We start from the raw sequence: 23,050 nt of genomic DNA on the forward strand, positions 1-23,050 counted from the left end.
GTTCATCGGGACGCGGCTCCACCCTCGGCGCCCGCGGCGCCCAGCGCCCTGGCGTCGTCCAGCAATGCTGCGGCAACCCGCTCCAGCCCCACCGACCTGGACGCCTTCACCAGCACGACGTCTCCCGGTCGCAGCTCGCTGCGCAACAGGTCGACCGCCGCCCGCGCGTCGGACACGTGCACCGACTCCTCACCCCACGAACCCTCGTTCTTGGCGCCCATGTCGAGCCAGGCCGCTTCCCTGCCGCCGACTGCCACGAGCTTGCTGACGTTGAGCCGGACGACCAGGCGTCCGACCGCGTCGTGTTCGGCGAGCGCATCCTCGCCGAGCTCGGCCATCTCACCGAGCACCGCCCACGTACGACCGCCCTTCGCCTTGGCGGCGGTGCCCATGGCGACCAGCGCACGCAGCGCCGCTCGCATGGACTCGGGATTCGCGTTGTAGGCGTCGTTGACGACCGTCACGCCGTCCGCGCGCTCGGTGACCTCCATGCGCCAGCGGGAGAGCGTGCCGGCTTCGGAGAGCGCGGTGGCGATCTCGTCTACGGGCATGCCCAACTCATGGGCGACGGCGGCCGCGGCGAGCGCGTTCGACACGTGGTGCTCACCGTACAGCCGCATGGTCACATCGCTGCACCCGGAGGGTGTGTGAAGCGTGAAGGCGGGCTGTCCGGCCTCCGTGATCCGGACATTCTCGGCACGCACGGCGGCGTCCTCGGCCTCGCCGAACAGAATCGTCCGGGCGCGGGTGCGGGGGACCATGGCACGCACGTACGGATCGTCGGCGTTGAGCACCGCGACCCCGCCGTCCTCGGCCGCCGGCAGCCCCTCGACGAGTTCGCCCTTCGCCAGGGCGATCTGCTCACGGCCGCCGAACTCGCCGATGTGCGCGCTGCCGACGTTCAGCACCACGCCGATCCTCGGCGGGGTCAGCCCGGCGAGGTAGCGGATGTGGCCGACGCCTCGGGCGCCCATCTCCAGGACGAGGTGACGGGTCGTCTCATCGGCGCGCAGCGCGGTCAGCGGCACCCCGATCTCGTTGTTGAGGTTGCCCTCCGGCCAGACCGTCGGGCCGGTGCGCTGCAGCAGCTGGGCGATCAGGTCCTTGGTGCTGGTCTTGCCGGCCGAGCCGGTCAGGCCGACGACGGTGGTGCCCAGCCGCTCGACGACGGCGCGGGCGAGCGCCCCGAGGGCCGCGACCACGTCGTCGACGACGATCGCGGGGACGCCGACGGGGCGGGCGGCCAGGACGGCCACCGCGCCCGCTTCGACGGCGCCCGGCGCGAAGTCGTGGCCGTCGGCACGTTCACCGGCGAACGCCACGAACAGGGCGCCGGGGCACACCGCACGGGAGTCCGCCACGACCGGGCCGGTCACCCGGAGGCCGTCGTCCGGTATGTCGTGCTGCCGGCCGCCGACGATGCTCGCGATCTCGGCGAGCGACAGGGAGATCACAGGTCACCCCCGGCGCGGGGCGGGCGGTGACGGTAAAGGGGTTGTGCGCGCATGGCGGTGTGTCATCCCTGGTGGTTCGGCTGCGGTGACTGCTGCGACTGCTGCGACTGCGATGGCTTCAACGAGTCCTCGATGGCGCCGCGCAGCACCTGGCGGTCGTCGAAGGGGCGTACCACTCCGGCGATGTCCTGGCCCTGCTCGTGGCCCTTGCCCGCGACGATCACGGTGTCGCCGGGCTCGGCGCGGGCGACGGCGGCGGCGATGGCGGTGGCCCGCTCCTCCTCGACCAGCACCGTGCCGCGCTCGTGCACGGGGACCTCGGCGGCACCCGCGAGCATGGTGGCGAGGATCGCCAGCGGGTCCTCGCCGCGCGGGTTGTCGGAGGTCAGGATGGCGGTGTCGGCGAGCCGGGCGACCGCGGCACCCATCGGGCCGCGCTTGTGCGGGTCGCGGTCGCCGCCGCAGCCGAGGACGGCGTGCAGCTTGCCGTCGGTGACCTTGCGCAGCGCCCGCAGAACCGATTCGACGGCGTCGGTCTTGTGGGCGTAGTCGACGACCGCCAGGTACGGCTGACCGGCGTCGATGCGCTCCAGGCGGCCGGGGACCCCGGGCACCGCGGCGACGCCGTCGGCCGCGGTCTGCGCGTCGATGCCGGCGACGACCAGCGAGACGATCGCGGCGAGCGCGTTGGCGACGTTGAACGGGCCGGCGATCGGTGAGGCGGCGCGCAGGGTCCGGCCGTCCGGGCCGTGCACGGTGAAGGTCGAGCCGAGGGCGCCGACCTCGACGTCCGAGGCCCGCCAGTCCGCGTCCGGGTGGCCCTCGGCCGAGAAGGTGGTGACCGGGACCTCGGATTCGCCCTCGGCCAGCCGCTTGCCGTACTCGTCGTCGAGGTTGACGACGCCGGCCCGGCTGCGGGCCTTGGTGAACAGCTGGGCCTTGGCCTGGAAGTAGTCCTCCATCCCGGAGTGGAACTCCATGTGCTCCGGGCTGAGGTTGTTGAAGATCGCGACGTCGAAGACGCAGCCGTCGACCCGGCCGAGGACCAGGGCGTGGCTGGAGACCTCCATGGCGACCGCGCGCACGCCGCGCTCGCGCATCACCGCGAACAGCGCCTGCAGGTCGGTGGCCTCGGGGGTGGTGCGCTCGGACTTGATGCGCTCGTCGCCGATGCGGGTCTCGACGGTGCCGATCAGGCCGGTGAGTCCCCCGTCGGTGCGCTTCGCGGCGGCCGCCAGCAGCCCGCCCTCGATGAGGTAGGCGGTGGTGGTCTTGCCGGAGGTGCCGGTGATGCCGATCTGGAGGAGGTCCTCGCCCGGTGCCCCGTAGATCGAGACGGCCAGGGCACCCATCCGGGCGCGCGGGTTCTCGACGACGAGGGCCGGCAGGCCGGTGGCCGCGGCGCGCTCGGCGCCCGACGGGTCGGTCAGGATCGCCGCGGCGCCGAGGTCGGCGGCCTGGGCGACGAAGTCGGCGCCGTGCAGACGGGCGCCGGGCAGCGCGGCGTAGACGTCGCCGGGCCGGACCGCCCGGGAGTCATGGGTGATGCCGGTGACCATCACGGGCTGCGCGGCCTCGGCCGCTCCGGCGGAGCCGGTGCCTGCACCGGGGTGGCCGGGTTCCGGGGCGGGGCATCCCAGCTGCTCGGCGAGGTCCGCCAGGGGGGTGGGGCGGACCGTTTCAGGGCGCGGCGCTCCCGGATAGGTACCGGGCCCGCCCTTCTCGGCGTGCTGGGCTTTCGGGGACTGATCAGCGTGTGACACGGCGGTGAGCGTACCGGGCACCACCGGCCCGGGGCGAAGTGAGGGCCGTGGGGAGGAGCAGTTTCCCGGGACGGGGGTGCCGTCGGGGGTGCCGTCGGGGGTGATGGTCGTCACGGCGGAATTGCCTCGATTTCATTGGCCTGGCGTGAAGGTGACCGGCAGCCGCGGGGGCCCCGCGCCGGTCGGCGGGACCTGGAGGGTTTTCAGCGCGAAGGCCATGACCTGCTGGTAGATCGGGCCACAGACCTGGCCGCCGAAATAGCTGCCCGAGGTGGGGTTCTGCACGGCGCAGTAGACCGTGATGCGGGGCTTGTCGGCGGGTGCGAAGCCGGCGAAGGACGCGGTGTAGCCGTGGTAGCGGCCGGTTTTGGGGTCCACCCGGTTGGACGTTCCGGTCTTGCCGCCGACGCGGTAGCCGTCGATCTTCGCCTTCGCCCCGGTGCCCTCCTCGTCGTCGACCACCGACTCCAGCATGGTGGCCAGGGTGCGCGCGGTCTTCGGGCCGACCACGCGGTTCCGCTCGGGCTCGGGCGCCGGTGTGTAGTGGCCGCCGGGCCCGGTGCTGCCGCGGACCAGCGAGGGGGCGATGCGCTCGCCGCCGTTGGCGATCGTGGAGTAGACGGAGGCGGCCTGTACGGCGTTGAGGGACAGCCCCTGGCCGAACGGGATGGTGAACTGCTGCGAGGTGTTCCAGTCCTGCGGCTTGGCCAGGATGCCGTCGGTCTCCCCGGGGAAGCCGAGGCCGGTCGGCTTCCCGATGCCGAACTTCCGCAGGTACGAGTAGAGGACCTGGTTGGCCCGGGGCTGGGTCCTGCCGAGCTGGCCGGCGGCGAGGATCGTGCCGATGTTGCTGGACTTGGCGAGCACGCCGTTGAGCGTGAGGTGCCAGGTGGCGTGGTCGACGTCGTCGGCGAACAGCCGGTCGCCGCGGTGCAGCCGGTTGGGCACGGTGACGCGGGTGGCCGCCGTGGCGACGCCCTCCTCCAGGACGGCGGCCATCGACATCAGCTTGCTGGTGGACCCCGGCTCGAAGGCGTCGGACAGCGCGGCGTTGCCCAGCGCCTCCGGGTCGGCCTCCGACACCTCGTTGGGGTCAAAGCCGGGCGCGTTGGCCAGCGCCAGGATCTCCCCGGTACGGGTGTCCTGGACGACGACGTAGCCGCGGTCGGCGTTCGACTTGGCGACCTGCTCGGTGATGGCCTGCTGGGCCGCCCACTGGATGTCGCGGTCGAGGGTCAGCTCGACGTCGCTGCCGGGGACGGCGGGGTGTTCCTGGGTGTCGGCGGTGGGCACCCGGCGGCCGCCGGACTGGGCGTAGACGAGCTTGCCGTCCTTGCCCGCCAGCTGCTTGTCCAGCAGCGCCTCCAGGCCGCCGCCGCCCTTGCCGGCGCCGTTGACGAAGCCGAGGACGCCGGAGGCGAGGTCCTTGTTCGGGTAGAGGCGCTTGCTGTGCTTGTCCGCGAAGATCCCGACGAGGACGTCGGGGCGGGGCGCGTTCTTGGGAGCGGCGGCCGCCTTGGCGTCGAGGCCGGCGCGCATGTCCTTGATCCGCTTCCAGACCTGCGGGGTGCGCTGCCGGGCGAGCAGGACGTAGCGGGCCTTGGGCTGGTCGAGCTTCCTGGCGAGGGTGGCGCGGTCCTCGCCGAGGATCGGCGCGAGCAGCGCGGCGGCCCGCTGCGGAGCGTCGTCGATCTTGGTCTTGGCGGGCGCCAGCAGGCTCGGGTCGGCGGTGATGTCGTACGCGTCGACGGTGGTGGCGAGGTCCACGCCGTTCCGGTCGGTGATCGCGCCGCGCTCGGCGGCCAGCTTGACCGGCACATAGCGGTTCTCGTTGGCCTTGGCGGCGAACGCCCCGGCGTCCACGGCCTGCACCTGGAAGAGGCGTACGACGAAGACCAGCATCACCAGCGTCAGCGCGAGGGAGACCAGTCGCAGCCGGGGGCGCGGGCTGCCCAGGCGGAGCGCCTGCGGCCCGGAGCGCGGGCGCGCGGGGCGGCGGGCGGGCGGCCGGGGGCCGGGACGGGGCGCGGGGCGCCTGGCCTGCGGGCGTCCGCCGCGGCCGCCGGCCTGGCCGCCGCGCTGGGCGGGGCGCGGCACCCGGCGGGGATCCCTGGGCTCGGTCATGCCGCCATCACCTGCCGGAGGTCGTCGGGGAGGGGGCGGTCTGGGCCGCCGGTGCGGCGCCGCCCGGGGCCGGTGCACCGGCGAGGTCCCGCACCGGCGGCAGGGGCGGGGCGGACGGGGGCCGGTGGCCGGTCGCGCCCGGCGCCGACGGCTCGGCGGAGGTGCTCAGCGGCGCGCCCTGCGAGGTGGCGGCGCTCGTCCGGCCGCGGACGGTGCCGTCCGGGAGCAGGAACGCGGGGCTGCCGCCGGGGACCATGCCCAGCCGGCGGGCCCGCCGGTCCAGCGCGCCCGGGGCGGAGTACGCGTCCACCTCCTGCTGCAGCGCCTGCTGCTCGTCGGTCAGCTCGTCGGTCTTCTTCTCCAGCTTGCTGAGCTCGAACGACCCCTGGTTGAGGGCGGAGTTGAGCAGCAGCAGGGTGATCAGCCCGGAGCCGAGCAGGACGACGATGAGGACCACGAAGGGCGTGCGTGCCGCGGTGCCGGCGGATCCGCCGCCGGAGGGGAGCAGCGCGGCAAGGCGTTTTTGTCTGCCGCGCGGCCTCCCCTGGGCTTTCATGCGGTGTCCTCGACGTTCTCGCGGATGCGCTCCGCGCCGCGCAGCCGGGCGGGGGCCGCGCGGCGGTTCTCGGCGACCTCCTCCTCCGTGGGGAGTTCGGCGCCGCGGGTCAGCAGCTTGAGCCGGGGCTGGTAGCGCTCGGGGACGACCGGCAGCCCGGCCGGCGCGGTGTTGGCGGCGCCGGCCGCGAAGACCTGCTTGACCAGCCGGTCCTCCAGCGAGTGGTAGGAGAGCACGGCGATCCGGCCGCCCACGGCGAGCGCCTGCACGGCGGCCGGGATCGCCCGCTCGACGCTCGCCAGCTCGCCGTTGACCTCGATGCGCAGCGCCTGGAACGTGCGCTTGGCGGGGTTGCCGCCGGTGCGCTTGGCGGCCTGCGGCAGCGCGTCACGGATCAGCTCGACCAGCCGCCCGCTGCGGCTGAACGGCTCCTTGGCCCGCTCGCGGACGACGGCCTCGACGATCCGCTTGGCCTGCTTCTCCTCCCCGTAGGCACGCAGGATCCGGACCAGCTCACCGGGCGCGTAGGTGTTGAGGACCTCCGCGGCGCTGATGCCGGTCGTCTGGTCCATCCGCATGTCCAGCGGGGCGTCCTGCGCGTAGGCGAACCCGCGGTCGGCCTCGTCGAGCTGCATGGAGGACACCCCGAGGTCGAACAGGACGCCCTGCACGCGCGGGGTCCCGAGACGGTCGAGGACCTCGGGGAGCTCGTCGTAGACGGCGTGCACCAGGGTGGCGCGGTCTCCGTACGGGGCGAGCCGCTCGCCCGCGAGCTTCAGGGCCGAGGGGTCACGGTCGAGGGCGATCAGCCGGGCCGCCGGGAAGGTGGCCAGCAGCGCCTCGCTGTGCCCGCCGAGGCCGAGCGTGCAGTCGACGACGACCGCGCCGGGCTCGGCGAGGGCGGGGGCGAGCATGTCCAGACACCTCTGGAGCATGACGGGGACGTGGCGAGTGCTGTTGGTCATGCGACGGCCCCGCTGCGCTCGGTCCGCCTGCGGGCGGCAGGCGCGCACCGCTTCCTGAATCGCTCGCTACGCTGGCTCATGTGCCTTCCGATGGGCTGGGCGGCAGGTGGGGCCCCGGCCGCTGGCTGGGGGTGCCGCACGTACCGCTTGGTCCCCGCCCGCTCTGAAGGGGAAGTGGCCCTCCGGCGACGGGGAAGTGACGTCGGAAGACCCTGGGAGCGGGAGGAGGCCGAGCCGTACGTACGATGCGCGCACGCGAGGATTCCGGTATCCAAGGAGAGCGTCACGCCTCCCACTTCGCGCCACTTTAGTCCACCGGTCGCCCCGGTCAATCAACCGGTTCCGCGCGTCCCGCGACGGCTTTCGCGCCGCCTTCCCCACGGGCTCGTCACCCGGACGGCGGCGCCACGAACAGCCCTGTGGAGTACCTCACAAGGGGTGATGTTGCCCCCTATGCCCGCCCTTCCGTGCGGCCGGAAGGGCGGGCGGCGATTACCTTGAATCCATGTCCATACCTGCATCGCAGCCGCTGCCCCCGTCCGCCGACCACGCTGCCGCCTCCGCGGGCGGCAGCGTCACCGACCGTCTCGTCGAGGCCAACCGGCGCTACGCCGATGCCTTCACCGACCCCGGGATGGACGCCCGGCCCGTCCAGAAGGTCGCTGTCGTGGCCTGTATGGACGCCCGGATCGACCTGCACAAGGCGCTCGGCCTGGAGCTCGGCGACTGCCACACCATCCGTAACGCCGGCGGCGTGGTCACCGACGACATCATCCGGTCGCTGACCATCAGCCAGCGCGCCCTGGGCACCCGCGCGGTCGTGCTCATCCACCACACCGGCTGCGGTCTGCTCGGCCTGACCGAGGACTTCCGCCACGACCTGGCGGCCGAGGTCGGACAGCGTCCGACCTGGGCGGTCGAGGCGTTCAAGGACCTCGACGAGGACGTACGGCAGTCCATGCAGCGGGTGCGCACCTCCCCCTTCCTCCTGCACACCGACGATGTCCGCGGCTTCGTCTTCGACGTCACCACCGGGCTGCTGCGGGAGATCGACCCGCAGGGCTGAGGCGCCCCGGCCGGGCCCGCCTGACGTGCAGGCGGGCCCGGAAAGTCGGTTTCGTCGCGAAGGCCGGGACTTATCCTTGTGAGTTATCCACAGGTCATGACGCGAAGCCGCGCGGGCGGCAAGAATGCGGGGGTGGCGTCGTCCCGGCAACCGCCGGGCGGGACGCCACGTTCGGGGTGGGCCGGTCCGCAAAGGGGGCATCGGCCCGTGGTTCGGGGCCGAGGAGGGCCGAGTGACGGCGTATGACGAACGAGCGAGCCTTGGGGGTCCCCCCGCACATGGGGGTCCCCCCGCCCGAGCGGAGCCGAGCGCAAGGGGAGATCTGACCGCCACCGCGGAGCGTGTGCACCGGTCGGTGGAGGCCGTGATCGAAGGCAAGCCGGAGGTCGTACGGCTCGCGCTGACCGTGCTGCTGGCCGAGGGGCATCTGCTGATCGAGGACGTGCCCGGCGTCGGCAAGACCATGCTGGCCAAGGCCCTCGCCCGCTCCATCGACTGCTCGGTGCGGCGCATCCAGTTCACGCCCGACCTGCTGCCCTCCGACATCACGGGCGTCAGCATCTTCGACCAGCAGAGGCGGGACTTCGAGTTCAAGCCCGGCGCGATCTTCTCCCAGATCGTGATCGGCGACGAGATCAACCGCGCCTCGCCCAAGACCCAGTCGGCGCTCCTGGAGTCCATGGAGGAGCGCCAGGTCACCATGGACGGGCAGACCTACGAGCTGCCCAGCCCCTTCATGGTGGTCGCCACCCAGAACCCGGTCGAGATGGAGGGCACCTACCCCCTCCCCGAGGCGCAGCGCGACCGCTTCATGGCGCGGGTGTCGATCGGCTACCCCAGCCCGGCGGCCGAGCTGCAGATGCTGGACGTGCACGGCGGCGCCTCGCCGCTCGACGACCTCCAGCCGGTCGCGCACGCCCACGACATCCTGAAGCTGATCGACGCGGTGCGCTCGGTCCATGTCGCCGAAACCGTGCGCAGGTACACCGTCGACCTGGTCGCGGCCACCCGCACCCACCCCGAGCTGCGGCTCGGCGCCTCGCCGCGGGGGACCTTGCATCTGCTGCGCGCCGCCAAGGCCTCGGCCGCGCTCCTGGGGCGGGAGTACGCCCTCCCGGACGACGTCCAGGCGCTGGCGGCGCCGGTCCTGGCGCACCGGCTGCTGCCCACCGCCCAGGCCCAGTTGAACCGCCGGACCGCCGACCAGATCGTGCGGGAGATCGTGCAGCGCGTCCCGGTCCCCGACCCGTCCGCGCAGGCATGGCGGCTGCCCGGCCAGCAGCCGCCCGGTGTACGGGGGTTGTGATGACCGAGGGGGGCGACGAGGGCACGGCGGAGCAGAGCGGGGTACGGGCGGCCCTCGGGGGGCTGACGACGCGGGGCAGGTCGTTCCTGGCGGCCGGGGTGGCCGCCGTGGCGTGCTCCTACCTCCTGGGCCAGGCGGATCTGCTGCGGGTCGGGCTGCTGCTCGCCGCCCTCCCGCTGGTGTGCGTCCTGGTGCTGCACCGCACCCGCTACCGGGTCGCGGGCAGCCGTGCGCTCACCCCCGCCCGGGTGCCCGCGGCGGCCGAGTCCCGGGTCCGGCTGCGGGTGGAGAACATCTCCCGGCTGCCGACGGGCGTGCTGATGCTCCAGGACCGGGTGCCGTACGTCCTCGGTCCCCGGCCGCGCTTCGTCCTGGACCGGGTCGAGGCGGGCGGCCGCCGCGAGGTCTCCTACCGCGTCCGCTCCGACCTGCGCGGACGCTATCCGCTGGGCCCGCTGCAGCTGCGGCTCTCGGACCCCTTCGGGATGTGCGAGCTGACCCGTTCGTTCAGCTCCGTCGACACCCTCACCGTGGTGCCGCGCGTCGAACCGCTGCCGCCGGTGCGGCCGGCGGGCGAGGCCGCCGGGTACGGCGACGGACGGCAGCGCTCCCTGGCGCTGGCCGGTGAGGACGACCTCATCCCGCGCGACTACCGGCACGGCGACGATCTGCGCCGGGTCCACTGGCGGTCCACCGCGCGCTTCGGCGAGTTGATGGTCCGCCGGGAGGAGCAGCCGCAGAAGGCGCGCTGCACGGTCCTGCTCGACACCCGCGGGACCGCCCACCCGGGAGCGGGCCCCGACTCCGCCTTCGAGTGGGCGGTGACGGGCGCCGCTTCGGCCGCGGTGCATCTGCTGGAGCGCGGCTTCTCGGTGCGGCTGCTGACCGACACCGGCACCTCGGTGCCGGGCCCCGACGGCGCCGGCGGCTTCGCGGGCGGCGCCGAATCCGCCGACGCCGTGGGCCTGCTGCTGGACACCCTCGCCGTCGTGGACCACTCCGACGAAGAGGGCCTGTCGGCGGCGTACGACGCCGTGCGCGGCGGCAACGAAGGACTGCTGATCGCTTTCTTCGGCGATCTGGACGAGGAACAGGCGGCGGTCGCCGGACAGATGCGGCAGCGCAGCGGCGCGGCCGTCGCCTTCGTACTGGACGGCGATGCCTGGACGCGGGGCCCCGGCGGCATCAGGTTCTCCGCGGGCCAGGTCCCGGTGGCCGAACGACTGCGGCTGCTGCGCAGGGCGGGCTGGACGGCGCTGCCGGTGGTCCCCGGCGACGCACTCGCCGACCTGTGGCGCGCCGCCGCGGACGGTGCCGGGCCGACGCCGCATCCGCCGGCGGACACGGGCGCGGCGGGGCCGAAGACGGTGAGCGGGGGCCGGACATGAACGGGGGCAGGGACATCGCACGGATGACGGACGGGCGGCGGCGAACAGGCGGCGGGCCGGGCGCGCCCCGTGGCCGGGCCGCCAGGCCGTGCCCGGCCCCCGGGGGAAGCGGGGCAGGAGCATGAGCGGCCGGGCGCGGCTGGCGCTGTGCGCGACGGTGGCCACCCTGTGCGCCGCCTGCGCACTGCTGCCCCTGGTGGACCCGGTCACCTGGATGTTCGAGGCGGCGATCCTGCTGGCCCTCATGAGCGGCGTGGGCGCGGCCGCCCGCCGGGTCCCGCTCGCCGGACCGCTGACCATCGCCGTACAGGCCCTGGCCGTCGTGCCCCTGATGACCCTGCTGTTCGTCCGGGACGAAGCGGTCCTCGGGCTGCTGCCGGGCCCGGACGCCCTCACGGAGTTCGGCCGGCTGCTGGAGGACGGTGTACGCGACGTCGGCCGGTACGCCATCCCCGCCCCCGTGACCCCCGGCATCCGGCTGTTGCTGGTTTCCGGCGTACTGGTGATAGGCCTGGCCGTGGACGCGCTGGCGGTCACCTACCGCACCGCGGCCCCCGCCGGGCTACCGCTGCTCGCGCTGTACTCGGTGGCGGCCGGACTGTCCCAAGGCGGCGCCGGCTGGCTGCTGTTCCTGATCGCGGCGGCCGGCTACCTGCTGCTCCTGCTGGCCGAGGGCCGCGACCGGCTCTCCCAGTGGGGCCGGGTGTTCGGCGGGCCGGGCAAGGGAGCGGACCGGCCGGGCGGCGGACGGGGGTTCGCCGCCGGCGCGGACGGCCCCGCCTCCGCCCCGGTGCGTACGGGCCGCCGGATCGGCGCGCTGGCGCTCGGGCTCGCCGTGGTGGTGCCCGCCGTGCTGCCCTCCCTCGACGGCGGGTTGCTGGTCGGCTCCGGCAACGGCACGGGGCCCGGCAGCGGAGGCGGCACGATCTCCGCGGTCAACCCGCTGGTGTCGCTGCAGGACAGCCTCAACCAGCCGGAGGACAAGGAAGTCCTCAACTACCGCACGACCGCTTCCGACACCCGCGATCTGTACCTGCGGATCGTCGCCCTCGACCAGTTCGACGGCACGACGTGGAAGCCGTCCGAGCGCACCGTCACGGACGTCCCCGAGCGGCTCCCGCGACCACCCGGCCTCGGCTCCACCGTCGACCTCACCCGGATCAACACCTCGATCTCGACCGCCGGGTGGTACGCCCAGAACTGGCTGCCGCTGCCCTACCCGGCGTCCAAGGTGGACATCTCCGGGCGCTGGCGCTTCGAGCCCAAGGGCCGCACGCTCGTCGGGGACCGCGGGCAGAACACCCACGGCCTGCAGTACCAGGTCGAGAGCCTGCAAGTACGCCCCACCTCCGGGCAGCTGGCCGCCGCGCCCGCGCCGCCCGCGGGCCTGCTCCGCGAGTACACCAAGGTCCCTGCCTCACTGCCCGCCGTCGTACGCGACACCGCCCGCCGGGTCACCCGCGGCGCACCGACCACCTACGCCAAGGCCGTCAAACTCCAGGACTGGTTCGCGGTCAACGGCGGCTTCAGCTACAACACGGACGTCCGGGCGGGCAGCGGATCCGGGGCCATCGCGCGGTTCCTGCGGCAGAAGGAGGGCTTCTGCGTCCACTTCTCCTTCTCGATGGCGGCGATGGCCCGGACGCTGGGCATCCCGGCCCGGGTCGCGGTCGGCTTCACCCCGGGCACCAAGCAGCCCGACGGCACGACCTCGGTCGGTCTGAAGGACGCCCATGCCTGGCCCGAGCTGTACTTCCAGGGCATCGGCTGGACCCGCTTCGAGCCGACCCCGAGCCGCGGCAGCATCCCTGACTACGCGTACCCCGACACCCAGGGCACGACCGGCCCCGACACCCCGGCCCCCGCGCCCTCCCGGCCCACGGCTCCCTCGGAGGACCCCTCCGCGCCTCCGTCGTGCGGCCCCGACGGGCAGCGGTCCGGCTCCGCCCCGGGCTGCATCTCGCTGCCCACGGAGCCCGGCGCCCGCCCGCCGGAGGGCGGCTCGTCCCCTTGGGCGGCCGTCGGCATCGGCCTGGCCGGCGCGCTCGTTCTGCTGCTGCCCACGGTGCCGCTGCTGTGGCGCCGGCGGATGCGCTCCCGACGCCTGGCGGGCGACGGCCCGGACGGGGGCGGCGCGGCGGGCACCCTCGCCGCCTGGCGGGAGCTGCTGGACACCGCCTGGGACTTCGGCATCCCGCCGGACGAGTCGCTGACTCCGCGCAAGGCGGCCGCGCGGATCATCCGCCTCGGGCAGCTGCCGTCGGAGCCCGCAGCAGCCGTGCAGCGCGTCGCGGCGGCGGTGGAGCAGGTCCTGTACGCACCGCAACCGCAGCCGGCCTCCGGGCTCTCCGCGGACGTGCACCGGGTCCGGGCCGGGTTGCGGGACGGCGCGAGCCGTGCGGTGCGGCTGCGCGCCCAGCTCGCCCCGCGCTCCGCGGCCCGCCTCCGCTGGGCCTGGTCCGCCCGCTGGACGGCGTGGCTGCTCCGGTGCCGCAACAGCCGCCCGGTGGCCGCGGCACGGCGCGCGGCGGCCTTCCTCCGGCCGGGCCGTCAGCGCGCATAGTCACGAGGCATGTGGCAGGAAAACGTGCGGTGGCCGCCCGGGAGACCGGGCGGCCACCGCACGGAGAATCCCGCTGTCCACGACCGGGGCCTGCCCACCCGGAAACCCGGGCTCGGCACGGCACGGCAGCGATCAGATCCCCGCCGGCGCGCTGACAGGCACGCGGATCAACCCACCGAGAGGCGGCAGCGGAAAAGGCCACCGGGAAGCTGCGCGGAAGCTACGGGAGGGAGCGGGAAGACACGGGAAGAAACCGGCCGAAGAAAAGCCGGAAAAGCAGTGCAAGAAAGGAATGAGAAACAAAAGGCCGGATTAACTGCCGCAGGGCACGGTGACGCGCTGGAGCGGGAATCCACGAAGCATCGACCGACCCGACAGAAACCGTCCGCCCGGCCCCAGCAGGGGCAATCCGTCCGGACCGGCAGAAACGGTCCGCCCGGACCCGGTGGAGGCGGTCCGGCGGACTCCTGCTCCGTCGGCTCAGTGGCCCTGCTGTTCGTCCCTGCGCCGCTGCCAGCGGTCCTCGATGCGGTTCATCATCGAGCGCCGCTGCCTGGCCTGTCGGCGCGCCGGAGCACCACCTCCGGCACCCGCGCCGGACTGCTGCTCACCGTGCTTGGGAGCCTTGCGCCAGCCCGTGACCGCCAGCACCGCGCAGCCGAGCATGACGAGGAATCCCACCACGCTGATCCAGATCTGCTGCGCGACCATGCCGGCCATGAGCAGGGCGATACCCACCAGGAAGCCCGCGACCGCTTGGTAGACCCGTCGCCGGGTGTACGTACGCAGCCCGCTTCCCTCAAGCGCTGTCGCGAACTTGGGATCTTCGGCGTACAGCGCTCGCTCCATTTGCTCGAGCATGCGCTGCTCGTGCTCCGAGAGCGGCACGGAGTCCTCCTACTCGTCGGTCGCGGGGGGCGACCGGGGTGCGACCCTTTCAGGATAGGCAGGGAATCGTCCCCGTGAAACCCGCCCCTCGACGCCAATTCACTGTCCGGGCCGCCGCGGCGACCGGTGGTGATGCTGCCTGCATTCCCCACCCGCCTGTCCGCCATGCCGGAACGTCGTACCCCGATCATACGGGGCGAAGGGGCTGATCGGGTGGTCTGTGGCCGACTGCACGCGGTAGCCGGGTGTGCCGGGTGGGTCAGTCGCGCTCGGCGAGGACGTGCAGCTGAGTGGCCACGGAGTGGAACGCGGGCTGTTCGGCGGCGGCCGCTTCGAGCTTCAGCAGGGCTTCCATGGCGCCCGGCTCGGTGTCGACCAGCACCCCGGGGACGAGGTCGGCGAAGACCCGCACGCCGTGCACCGCACCGACCTGCAGTCCGGTGGCGGACACCAGCTCGGCGAGCTGGTCGGCGGTGAACCGGCGCGGCATCGGGTCGCCCTCGCCCCAGCGTCCGGCCGGGTCGGTGAGGGCCTGGTGGGCCTCGGTGAAGTGGCCCGCGAGGGCGCGCGCGAGGACCGCGCCGCCCAGGCCGGCCGCGAGCAGGCTGAGGGTGCCGGCCGGGCGCAGGGCGTCGACGGCGTTGCGGATGCCCTCGGCCGGGTCGTCGACGTACTCCAGTACGCCGTGGCAGAGCACGGTGTCGTAGCCACCGCGCTCGACGACGTCGAACAGTCCGTGGACGTCGCCCTGCACCGCCCGCACCCGGTCGGCGACGCCGGCCTCCGCGGCGCGGCGCTCCAGGGCGAAGAGGGCGTTGGGGCTGGGGTCGACGACCGTGACGTGGTGGCCGAGGCGGGCGACCGGCACGGCGAAGTTGCCGGTCCCGCCACCGGTGTCGAGGACGTCCAGGGCGTCGCGCCCGGCGGCTTTGACCCGGCGCTCCAGGGCGTCCTTGAGGACTTCCCAGACCACGGCGGTACGAAGGGATGCGCGGGGGCGCAGCGGGTCAGACACGGCGGGTGGCTCCTCGGCGGGGGCATGAACGTCTAGGCGTCCACCACCCTATTCCGTCCCGCGCCGTCCGCCGTCTACGGAGCCGTTCGAGCGCCGGGTGGCGGAGCGGACGAGGACGGGGACGGGGACGGGGACGAACGGGGGGGACGGGCAGGGGGCAGGGGCGGGGGGCGACGGGCGGTGAGCCGCTTTTCGCCTTTCCCTCCCCTCCCTCGGGGCCCCGCCCCACCCACCCCACCCACCGCGCTCCCCCACCAACCGGTGGCTCCGCCCGGCCCGTCGATCCGCCGAGACGGCGGTCCCCGGCTCATCGCCCCGCCGCCCGGCCCGCCGGACCATCGCCCCATCGCCCCGCAGCCCATCGACCTGCGCACCGTTGCCCGGTGGCCCATCGCCCCGCCGCCCGGTGACCCGCCGGCCGCTCGGCCGCTCGGCCGCTCGGCCGATTTTGCCGCTTCCTGTCCCGGCCTCCTTATCCCGCCCGCTGGGGCGGCAGTGACGGCTGGAGGAGCAGCATCCGCTCCACCAGGCGCAGGAACATGGCGGCGTCGCGCAGAAGGTCGTCGGCGTCCCGGCGGGAGGCCGCGCCGGCTATACCCGCCTCGGCCTTTGCGCGGCGGGCGGCGCCGGCGGCGAAGAGGGCGCTCCACTCGGCGAGTTCGGGTGCGACCTCGGGGAGGACCTCCCAGGCACTGCGGATACGCTGCCTGCGGCGCACCGTGGACTCCGGCCGGCCGCGGACCGCGAGGACGGCGGCGGCGGTGCGCAGCGCGGCCAGATGGGCCGTGGCGAACTGCTCGTTGGGGGTTTCCAGGGTCTGTGCTTCGTCGAGGCCCTGCTGGGCCTGGGCGAGCAGGCCGAGGGCGGCGGGTGGCGCGGTCGCCCGCCGCAGGACGGGGTGGACATCGCTCGGGGGACCGTACGCAGCGGAGCTGCCCCCATGGGGACGAGCTGCCATGACGAACCTCCTGTCGTCGCATGCCGGTTCAGGACCGAAGCCGATTCGGACCGTATGAAGCCATCGTGACGTACGCCACTGACAATCGGCATTGACCTGCACTTTCGTGGAAAAGGGGACACGGGGGCGAGGCGAATCCACGACGGGTTCACGACACCCCCTTGCGGAACGTGGGGTGGGATGCCGCATACTTTTTGAACTGACCAGTCAGTTCAAGGAGGGGATCGTGGACAGCACCCCGCACGGGGCGGCGGTCACGGCCGCGGGATTCGGGGTCAAGGGCCCCCGCGGATGGGCGTTCCGGGACATCGACCTCACCGCCGGGCCCGGCTCGCTGATCGCCGTACAGGGCCCTTCGGGCTCGGGCCGTACGTGTCTGCTGCTCGCACTCACGGGCCGGATGAAGTCCGCCGCCGGCACCGCCGAGATCGGCGGACTGCCGTTGCCGAAGAAGAAGGCCGCGGTCCGGTCCGTCACCGCTCTCGCCCATGTGCCGGGGGTCGCCGAGCTCGATCCCGCGCTCACCGTGGGCGAGCACCTGCGCGAACGCGCCCTGCTGCAGGGCCGTTTCGGCGGGTCGCTGCGTGCGCTGCTGCGCCCGCGGCGCGAGCGCCGGGCCGAGGCCCGCGCCCAGGTGGACACCGCGCTCGCGGCGGCCGGTCTCGACCTGGAGTCGCTGCCCAAGGGGATCCGTACGTCCGTCCGCGATCTGGAGCGGCTGGAGGCGCTGCGGCTCTCGGTGGCGCTCGCGCTGATCGGCCGTCCGCGGCTGCTGGCCGTCGACGACACCGATCTGAAGCTGTCCGACCACGAGCGCGCCGCGGCCTGGGAGTTGCTGCGCGGCCTGGCGGCGGCCGGCACCACCGTGCTCGCGGTGTGCAGCGAGCCGCCGGAGGGCGGCGAGGACGTGGTGCTGGTGCACACGGGCGGCCGCCCGGAACGGGACACCCCGAAGGGCACGCCGGGCACTCCCCCCGCCAGCACGGACCCTGCGGCCTCCACGGACACCACCGAGGTCACCGGCGTCACGGACGCCACCGGCGTCACGGACGCCACCGACGCCACCGAGGTCACCGACGCCAAGAACAGCCGGCCCACCGAGGACGCCGCGACCGACCAGGGCGGCGCAGAAGCTCCGGCCGGCCTGACCGCCGCCATCGACACCGCCGCCACCGCCTCAGCCGCGGACGCCCAGGCCTCCGCGCCCGCCAAGGGCACCGAGGACGCCGCGCCCGCCAACGACGACAACGACGACAACGGCACCAAGACCAACACCCGCAACAAGCCCGCCAAGTCCGACGAGCCCGCCAAGTCCGCCGAGTCCGATGAGTCCGCCGAGTCCGACGAGCAACCCCGACCCGGCGACGAGCAGCCCCGACCCCACCACGACAAGGAGGCGGCGGCCGATGCGCTCGCCGAAGCTGGCCGCGCTTGAGCTGAAGCGGTTCGGGAGGGGGAAGCTGCCGCGTGCCGCGCTGGCCGCTCTCCTGCTGCTGCCGCTCCTGTACGGCGCGTTGTACCTGTGGTCCTTCTGGGACCCGTACGGGCGGCTGGACAAGATTCCGGTGGCGCTGGTCAACGAGGACAAGGGCGCGGCCGTCGACGGGAAGCACCTCTCGGCCGGCGACCGCATCGTCGACGGGCTGGCCGACAGCCACACCTTCGACTGGCACCCCGTGGATGCCGAGGAGGCCGCGAAGGGCATCGAGGACGGCACGTACTACCTGTCGCTGTCCATCCCGAAGGACTTCAGCCGGCGGATCGCCTCCAGTTCCGGCGATCACCCCGAGACCGGCGCCCTCAAGGTGCGGACGAACGACGCGAACAACTACATCGTCGGGCAGATCTCCCGGACGGTGTTCTCGGAGGTGCGCTCCGCGGCCTCCGCGAAGTCGTCGCGCACCTTCCTGGACAAGATCTTCGTGTCGTTCTCGACGCTGCACGGCAAGACCGAAGAGGCCGCGGACGGCGCCGACCGCCTCAAGGACGGTATCGGGCAGGCCCGGCACGGCGCGGGCCAACTGGCCGACGGCCTGGGCACGGCGAAGGACGGCAGCGGCAAGCTCGTCGCGGGCCTGGGCGACCTCGACGCGGGCGCGGGGCGGCTGTCCCGGGGCAGCTCCGACCTCGCGCGGGGAGCCGGGAGCGCGGCCCACGGCTCGCGCCAACTGGCGGACGGTTCCGGGCAGGTGGCCCAGGGGACCCAGCAGCTGGCCGACACGGTCAACGGGGTCGTCGGCAAGGTGGGGCCCTTCATCCGGGCGCACGGCAAGGAGATCGGCGAGGCGGCGCAGCTCGTCGCCGACGGTTCGCAGGCGGTCCGCGACCACCTCGACAAGCTTCCCGCAGCGGCGTCCACGGGGGCGAAGCTCTCCCGGGGGATGTCCGACCATCTGGCCTCCTACTACCGGCTGCGCTGCGAGAGCGCGGTGCGGCTCGACACCTCCTGCACGGAGCTGAAGCAGCTCACCCGGCAGGCGGCCACCGCGGCGGACCAGGCCGAAGAGGTCAGCGGCTACGTCCACGACGAGAAGAACCTCGACCAGCTGGGCCGGGACCTGGACACGCTGCACTCCCTGGCGGGCGAGCTGGCGCGGCGCGGGCCGACGCTCGGCGCCGACATGGATGCCGCCGTGAAGAAGATCAATGATCTGAACGACGGGGCGCATCAGGTATCCGCGGGGGCGCGCAAGCTGGCCGCGGGCAACGCCCGGCTGGCCGCCGGCGCGGACAAGCTCAAGGACGGCGCGTACGCGCTGCACGACGGTACGGGCCGCGCCGCGAGCGGCATGGGCGACCTCGACTCCGGTGTGGGCCGCCTCAAGGACGGCGCCCACACGCTGAACGGCGGCATGTTCAAGCTCTCCGACGGCTCGCAGAAGCTGGCCGGCGGGCTGCACGACGGGGCGCGGCAGATCCCCGACTACGGCAAGAAGGACCGCGACGCGCGCACCCGGGTCATGTCCGACCCGGTGCAGCTGGCCTCGGATGCCGCCCACAAGGCGCCGAACTACGGCACCGGGTTCGCCCCGTACTTCATCCCGCTGTCCCTGTGGGTCGGCGCCATGGTGGCGTACATGCTGATCCAGCCGCTGAACCGGCGGGCGCTGGCGATGGGCGCGTCCTCCTGGCGGGTGGCGGTCTCGGGGTGGCTGCCGGTGTTCGGTGTGGGGGTGTTGCAGACCGCGGCGCTGATGTCCGTGCTGCACTTCGGGCTCGGCCTGGAGATGGCTCGGGCGGCGGGCACGCTGGGCTTCCTCGTGCTGGTCACGGCCTGTTTCTCGGCGATCGTGCAGTGGCTGAACGCGCAGTTCGGCCCGGCCGGCCGGATCCTGGTGCTGGCGCTGCTGATGCTCCAGCTGACCTCCGCGGGCGGCACCTATCCCGTGCAGACCAGTCCGGGCTTCTTCGGGGCCATCCACCCGTATCTGCCGATGAGTTACATCGTGGAGGGGCTGCGCCGGCTGATCACGGGCGGGGAGCTCGCGCCCGTGTGGCAGGGCAGTGCGGTGCTGGTGGCGTTCACCGCGGGGGCGCTCGTGCTGACGTCCCTGACGGCGCGCGGCCGCCAGGTGGTGCGGATGAAGGACCTCCACCCGGAGCTGAGCCTGTGAGCGCGCTCCCTCCCCCGGCTACCACTGGGAGGTGCCGCCGGCCCACCACCGCCCTGCCGGAGGATCCCCCGGAATCCGTCCGGGGGGTCCCCCGCCGCGTCGCGCACCGATCGGCGGGGACCGGCACAATCGCCCCCATGGACAGCTCCAATACACGCCGCGACGCCACCCGGCGCAAGCTCTTCGAGGCCGCGGTCACGCTCATCGCCGAACAGGGCTTCTCGTCCACCACGGTGGACGAGATCGCCGAGCGCGCCGGCGTCGCGAAGGGCACGGTCTACTACAACTTCGCGAGCAAGAACGTGCTCTTCGAAGAGCTGCTGCGGCACGGCATCGAGATGCTGGCGACGTCCTTGCAGGCGGCCGCCGAGGAGGTCACCGGCCGGGGCGGCAGCCGGATCGACGCGCTGGACGCGATGATCCGGGCCGGGCTGGACTTCATCTCCCGTTACCCGGCGCTCACCCAGCTCTACGTCGCCGAGCTGTGGCGCACCAACCGGGCCTGGCAGTCGACGCTGATGGTGGTGCGCGAGCGGGCCATCACCGTGGTGGAGGGCGTGCTGCGCGAGGCGGTGGCGGGCGGCGAGCTGAGCGAGGAGATCGACATCCCGCTGACCGCGTCGGCGCTGTTCGGGATGGTCCTGGTGGCCGCCCTGGACTGGCAGTCCTACCAGCCGGACCGGTCGATCGACGAGGTGCACGCGGCGCTGTCGCGGCTGCTCCAGGGGCGGGTCAGCGGCCGGCCCTCCTAGGGGGTGGCACTTGTGGGGGAAGGGAAGACGGTGCGCGCCGTTCGGTCGGGTGCGGCGCGCACCGCTCTTCTTCCCCCGGAGCCCGCACACGGAAGCGCGCTGCCCTGGCACGGATCGTTCCCCCATCGATCCGACCAGGACAGCGCTTCCCCCGTACTCCCCCGTGCTTCCCCCGTGTTCCCCCGTCACGTCCGGGAGCCGCGCCGTTCCGCCGCCCCGTGTCGGCGGTGCGGCGCCGCTTCCCTTCCGTGGTCCCCACTCTTCCTTCCGGGCGGGTGCCGGCCCATCCGCGCACCTACTCATCTCGGGGTCTGAGTACGGATACTCAAACCTGAGCACTCCTCCCCAGCCGGGGGCCTACGCTTTCCGGCGTGTCCGTACTTCCCTTGGTGTTCACCAGTGGCTGGGCGAGCGGGATCAACGCCTACGCCGTCGTCCTGCTCTTCGGCCTGCTCGGCGCGACCGGCGTCTCCGACGAGGTGCCGGCGGCGCTGCAGCGCCCCGATGTGCTGATCGTCGCCGGCCTGCTCTTCCTGTGCGAGGCGGTCGCCGACAAGATCCCGTACGTCGACTCGGTCTGGGACTCCGTGCACACGGTGATCCGGCCGGTGGCCGGCGCCGTCGTGGGGGCCTTGCTGGCCGGTCAGAACGGTTCGCTGCCCGAGCTGGCGGCGGGCGCGGTGGGCGGTTCCACGGCGCTGCTGAGCCATCTGGTCAAGGCAGGCGCCCGGATCGCGGTCAACACCTCGCCGGAGCCCGCCAGCAACATCGTGCTGAGCCTCGCCGAGGATCTGGGCGTGGCCGGGCTGATCGCGTTCGCCGTGTTCCATCCGGTGGCCGCCGCGGTCATCGCGGCGACGCTGCTGCTGGCGGGGATCGCGCTGGTGGTCTTCCTGTGGTCGCGGATCCGCCGGTACCTGCGGCGGCGCCGGCAGCGGCGCGAGGAGAAGCGGCTGGCGACGGCGGGCGGGGCGCTGCCACCGGCGGTCTGACGGCGGGCCGCCGCCGGCCGTCGGACCGCCGCTGCCGGGCCGGGACCCGGCCGTGCGGGCGTTGTCGGTGGGGCCGGATAAAGTCGCAGGCATGGCACGGATTGCGGTGATCGGCGCCGGGATGGGCGCGATGGCAGCCGCCGCCCGGCTGGCCGTCGCGGGCCACCGGGTGGCGGTCTTCGAGCGCGGCGCGACGCACGGCGGCGCGCTGCAGCGGTGGGAACGGGACGGCTTCGCCTTCGACACGGGCCCCGGTCTGCTGCATCTGCCGGCCGTCTACCGCGATCTGTTCCTGAAGACCGGCCGGGAGGCGCTGGAGCGGTGCGTCGAGCTGTCCCAGGTCGACCCCGCGAGCCGGCATGTCTTCGCCGGCGGAACGGCCGTGTCGCTGCCGAACGCCTCGCGGGCCGGGGTGCTGGCGGCCCTGGACGAGGCGCTGGGCGCGGGCCACGGGGAACGCTGGAGCGCGTTGATGGGCCGGGCCCGCGAGGCCTGGGACGCCACCCGCAGGCCGCTCCTGGAGGAGCCGCTGTGGCCGGACTGGCGGGTGCTGGGGCGCGATCCGTATCCGGCGGTGCGCAAGCGCGGGCTCTTCGGCCGGGGCAAGGGCCCCACCACCGCCACGCTCGCCGAGGTGGCCCGCCGCGAGCTCGCCGACCCCCGCCTGACCGCGCTGCTGGAGAGCCATGCGCTGGCCTACGGCTTCGACCCGCGCACCGCCCCGGCGAGCGCCGCCGTGCTGCCGTACATGGAGCAGACCTTCGGGAGCTGGTATCCGCGCGGCGGGATGCGGGCGCTGGCCGACGCGCTCTACGAGCGCTGCCTGGCGCGCAAGGTGGAGTTCGGTTTCGGCGCGGAGGTGACCGGGATCGTGGAGAAGGACGGCCGGGCGGCGGGCGTCGAGCTGGCCGACGGCCGGGTGTCCGAAGCGGAGTTCGTGGTGGCGGGCATCGATCCGGTGCGCCTCGTGGAGCTCTGCGGGAACCGGGAACCCTGGGGCGCCGACGACGTGCGGCCCGACCCGGGCCCGGGTGACCGGGCCACCGGACGGCTCACGGTCTGTCTGGCGCTGCGCGGCGCGCGCCCCGCGGACGCCGTGCACCGCACGGTGGTCCATGCCCCGGACCGCGAGGCCGAGTTGGCGGGCGTGTTCGGCGACGGCTCCGGGCCGCGGACCCCCTGCGAGCGGCCCACGGTCACGGTGCTGCGGCCGGACGACCCCTCGTCCCGGCCGGACGAGGGACATGAGGCGGTGACCCTCACCGCGACGGTGGCCCCGCCGGGCCCGGTCGACTGGCGCGACGGGGAGGCCGTGGCGGCCGGGGCGGAGCGGATGACCGAGATCGCCGAGGCCGCGGTCCCCGGGCTGCGGGAGCGGGTGCTGTGGCGGGAGGTGCTGCCGCCGACGCCGGACACGCTGGTGCCGGGGCCGGCGCTGGCGGGCCGGGAAGGCCGCTTCCTGCGGCCCGGCAACCGCACCCGCATACCGGGGCTCTACGCCGTCGGCGGCTGGTCGCACCCGGGCGGCGGCCCGGCGCACGCCGGAATGTCCGGCGCGATCGTCGCGGGCCTGATCGTGAACGGCGACGACTGGCAGGGCTCCACCTGAGCGGCACGGCCCGGCCGCCCCGGCGGCCCGGAGCCGG

16 protein-coding genes and 1 pseudogene are annotated in these 23,050 nt (G+C 73.9%); 9 read left to right on the top strand and 8 right to left on the bottom strand.

Annotated elements, in window-relative coordinates:
• Positions 1-2 precede the first annotated feature (2 nt).
• The 5 genes from AB0411_RS35345 to rsmH form a co-directional block, all read right to left on the bottom strand.
• On the bottom strand, positions 3-1,454 hold the full coding sequence (locus AB0411_RS35345) for a UDP-N-acetylmuramoyl-tripeptide--D-alanyl-D-alanine ligase (protein ID WP_366421338.1): 1,452 nt from the start codon (positions 1,452-1,454) through the stop codon (positions 3-5).
• 62 nt (positions 1,455-1,516) lie between these two features.
• Positions 1,517-3,331 (bottom strand): UDP-N-acetylmuramoyl-L-alanyl-D-glutamate--2,6-diaminopimelate ligase, encoded by a 1,815-nt coding sequence (locus tag AB0411_RS35350; RefSeq protein ID WP_437044366.1) that lies wholly within the window; start codon positions 3,329-3,331, stop codon positions 1,517-1,519.
• 18 nt (positions 3,332-3,349) lie between these two features.
• Complete coding sequence (locus AB0411_RS35355) at positions 3,350-5,341, bottom strand: peptidoglycan D,D-transpeptidase FtsI family protein (RefSeq protein WP_366421339.1); 1,992 nt, start codon at positions 5,339-5,341, stop codon at positions 3,350-3,352.
• A 7-nt stretch (positions 5,342-5,348) separates the two neighbouring features.
• The gene (locus AB0411_RS35360) at positions 5,349-5,897 is read right to left on the bottom strand and encodes a septum formation initiator family protein (protein WP_366421340.1); all 549 of its coding nucleotides are present in this window, start codon (positions 5,895-5,897) and stop codon (positions 5,349-5,351) included.
• Complete coding sequence (gene rsmH / locus AB0411_RS35365) at positions 5,894-6,862, bottom strand: 16S rRNA (cytosine(1402)-N(4))-methyltransferase RsmH (protein WP_366421341.1); 969 nt, start codon at positions 6,860-6,862, stop codon at positions 5,894-5,896. The genes AB0411_RS35360 and rsmH overlap by 4 nt, the downstream gene beginning before the upstream one ends.
• 505 nt (positions 6,863-7,367) lie before the next feature.
• On the opposite strand from rsmH, the gene AB0411_RS35370 reads away from it, so the two are divergent.
• From AB0411_RS35370 to AB0411_RS35385, 4 genes are all read left to right on the top strand, one after another.
• Complete coding sequence (locus AB0411_RS35370; RefSeq protein ID WP_366421342.1) at positions 7,368-7,928, top strand: beta-class carbonic anhydrase; 561 nt, start codon at positions 7,368-7,370, stop codon at positions 7,926-7,928.
• 232 nt (positions 7,929-8,160) lie between these two features.
• Positions 8,161-9,234: an AAA family ATPase gene (locus AB0411_RS35375; RefSeq protein WP_403150568.1), complete on the top strand. Its 1,074-nt coding sequence runs from the start codon at positions 8,161-8,163 to the stop codon at positions 9,232-9,234.
• The gene (locus AB0411_RS35380) at positions 9,234-10,622 is read left to right on the top strand and encodes a DUF58 domain-containing protein (RefSeq protein ID WP_366421343.1); all 1,389 of its coding nucleotides are present in this window, start codon (positions 9,234-9,236) and stop codon (positions 10,620-10,622) included. Before AB0411_RS35375 ends, AB0411_RS35380 begins: the two co-directional genes overlap by 1 nt.
• A 121-nt stretch (positions 10,623-10,743) precedes the next feature.
• Positions 10,744-13,185: a transglutaminaseTgpA domain-containing protein gene (locus AB0411_RS35385; RefSeq protein ID WP_366421344.1), complete on the top strand. Its 2,442-nt coding sequence runs from the start codon at positions 10,744-10,746 to the stop codon at positions 13,183-13,185.
• 480 nt (positions 13,186-13,665) lie between these two features.
• Here the strand turns inward: AB0411_RS35385 and AB0411_RS35390 are convergent, their stop codons facing one another.
• The 3 genes from AB0411_RS35390 to AB0411_RS35400 form a co-directional block, all read right to left on the bottom strand.
• Positions 13,666-14,073, bottom strand: a complete 408-nt coding sequence (locus tag AB0411_RS35390; protein WP_260638350.1) for a DUF3040 domain-containing protein — start codon at positions 14,071-14,073, stop codon at positions 13,666-13,668.
• A gap of 259 nt (positions 14,074-14,332) precedes the next feature.
• Positions 14,333-15,088, bottom strand: a complete 756-nt coding sequence (locus AB0411_RS35395) for a methyltransferase (protein ID WP_366421345.1) — start codon at positions 15,086-15,088, stop codon at positions 14,333-14,335.
• Positions 15,089-15,560: 472 nt separating this feature from the next.
• A complete protein-coding gene (locus AB0411_RS35400; RefSeq protein ID WP_366421346.1) occupies positions 15,561-16,046 on the bottom strand; it encodes an SAV_6107 family HEPN domain-containing protein in 486 nt (161 codons plus the stop codon).
• A 226-nt stretch (positions 16,047-16,272) separates the two neighbouring features.
• Here AB0411_RS35400 and AB0411_RS35405 point away from each other — a divergent pair.
• The 5 genes and pseudogenes from AB0411_RS35405 to AB0411_RS35425 all read left to right on the top strand — a co-directional run.
• Positions 16,273-17,175, top strand: a pseudogene (locus tag AB0411_RS35405) (ATP-binding cassette domain-containing protein); the annotation flags it as partial.
• A 277-nt stretch (positions 17,176-17,452) separates the two neighbouring features.
• Positions 17,453-19,660, top strand: coding sequence for a YhgE/Pip domain-containing protein (locus AB0411_RS35410; protein WP_366421347.1), 2,208 nt, complete (start codon positions 17,453-17,455; stop codon positions 19,658-19,660).
• 137 nt (positions 19,661-19,797) lie between these two features.
• Positions 19,798-20,412, top strand: coding sequence for a TetR/AcrR family transcriptional regulator (locus AB0411_RS35415; RefSeq protein ID WP_366421348.1), 615 nt, complete (start codon positions 19,798-19,800; stop codon positions 20,410-20,412).
• A 371-nt stretch (positions 20,413-20,783) separates the two neighbouring features.
• Complete coding sequence (locus AB0411_RS35420; RefSeq protein ID WP_366421349.1) at positions 20,784-21,404, top strand: DUF4126 domain-containing protein; 621 nt, start codon at positions 20,784-20,786, stop codon at positions 21,402-21,404.
• 91 nt (positions 21,405-21,495) lie between these two features.
• Positions 21,496-23,013 carry a phytoene desaturase family protein gene (locus tag AB0411_RS35425; protein ID WP_366421350.1) on the top strand — a complete coding sequence of 506 codons (1,518 nt, stop codon included), beginning with the start codon at positions 21,496-21,498 and terminating at the stop codon, positions 23,011-23,013.
• Positions 23,014-23,050 lie beyond the last annotated feature (37 nt).

This window comes from Streptomyces angustmyceticus, assembly GCF_040701845.1.
GTDB classification, from domain to species: domain Bacteria; phylum Actinomycetota; class Actinomycetes; order Streptomycetales; family Streptomycetaceae; genus Streptomyces; species Streptomyces angustmyceticus_A.

Bases quoted from the DNA above. Each gene is read 5' to 3' on its own strand.
- AB0411_RS35355 (WP_366421339.1), bottom strand. From the start codon at position 5,341: ATGACCGAGCCCAGGGATCCCCGCCGGGTGCCGCGCCCCGCCCAGCGC.
- AB0411_RS35360 (WP_366421340.1), bottom strand. From the start codon at position 5,897: ATGAAAGCCCAGGGGAGGCCGCGCGGCAGACAAAAACGCCTTGCCGCG.
- rsmH (WP_366421341.1), bottom strand. From the start codon at position 6,862: ATGACCAACAGCACTCGCCACGTCCCCGTCATGCTCCAGAGGTGTCTG.
- AB0411_RS35370 (WP_366421342.1), top strand. From the start codon at position 7,368: ATGTCCATACCTGCATCGCAGCCGCTGCCCCCGTCCGCCGACCACGCT.
- AB0411_RS35380 (WP_366421343.1), top strand. From the start codon at position 9,234: ATGACCGAGGGGGGCGACGAGGGCACGGCGGAGCAGAGCGGGGTACGG.
- AB0411_RS35385 (WP_366421344.1), top strand. From the start codon at position 10,744: ATGAGCGGCCGGGCGCGGCTGGCGCTGTGCGCGACGGTGGCCACCCTG.
- AB0411_RS35400 (WP_366421346.1), bottom strand. From the start codon at position 16,046: ATGGCAGCTCGTCCCCATGGGGGCAGCTCCGCTGCGTACGGTCCCCCG.
- AB0411_RS35410 (WP_366421347.1), top strand. From the start codon at position 17,453: ATGCGCTCGCCGAAGCTGGCCGCGCTTGAGCTGAAGCGGTTCGGGAGG.
- AB0411_RS35415 (WP_366421348.1), top strand. From the start codon at position 19,798: ATGGACAGCTCCAATACACGCCGCGACGCCACCCGGCGCAAGCTCTTC.
- AB0411_RS35425 (WP_366421350.1), top strand. From the start codon at position 21,496: ATGGCACGGATTGCGGTGATCGGCGCCGGGATGGGCGCGATGGCAGCC.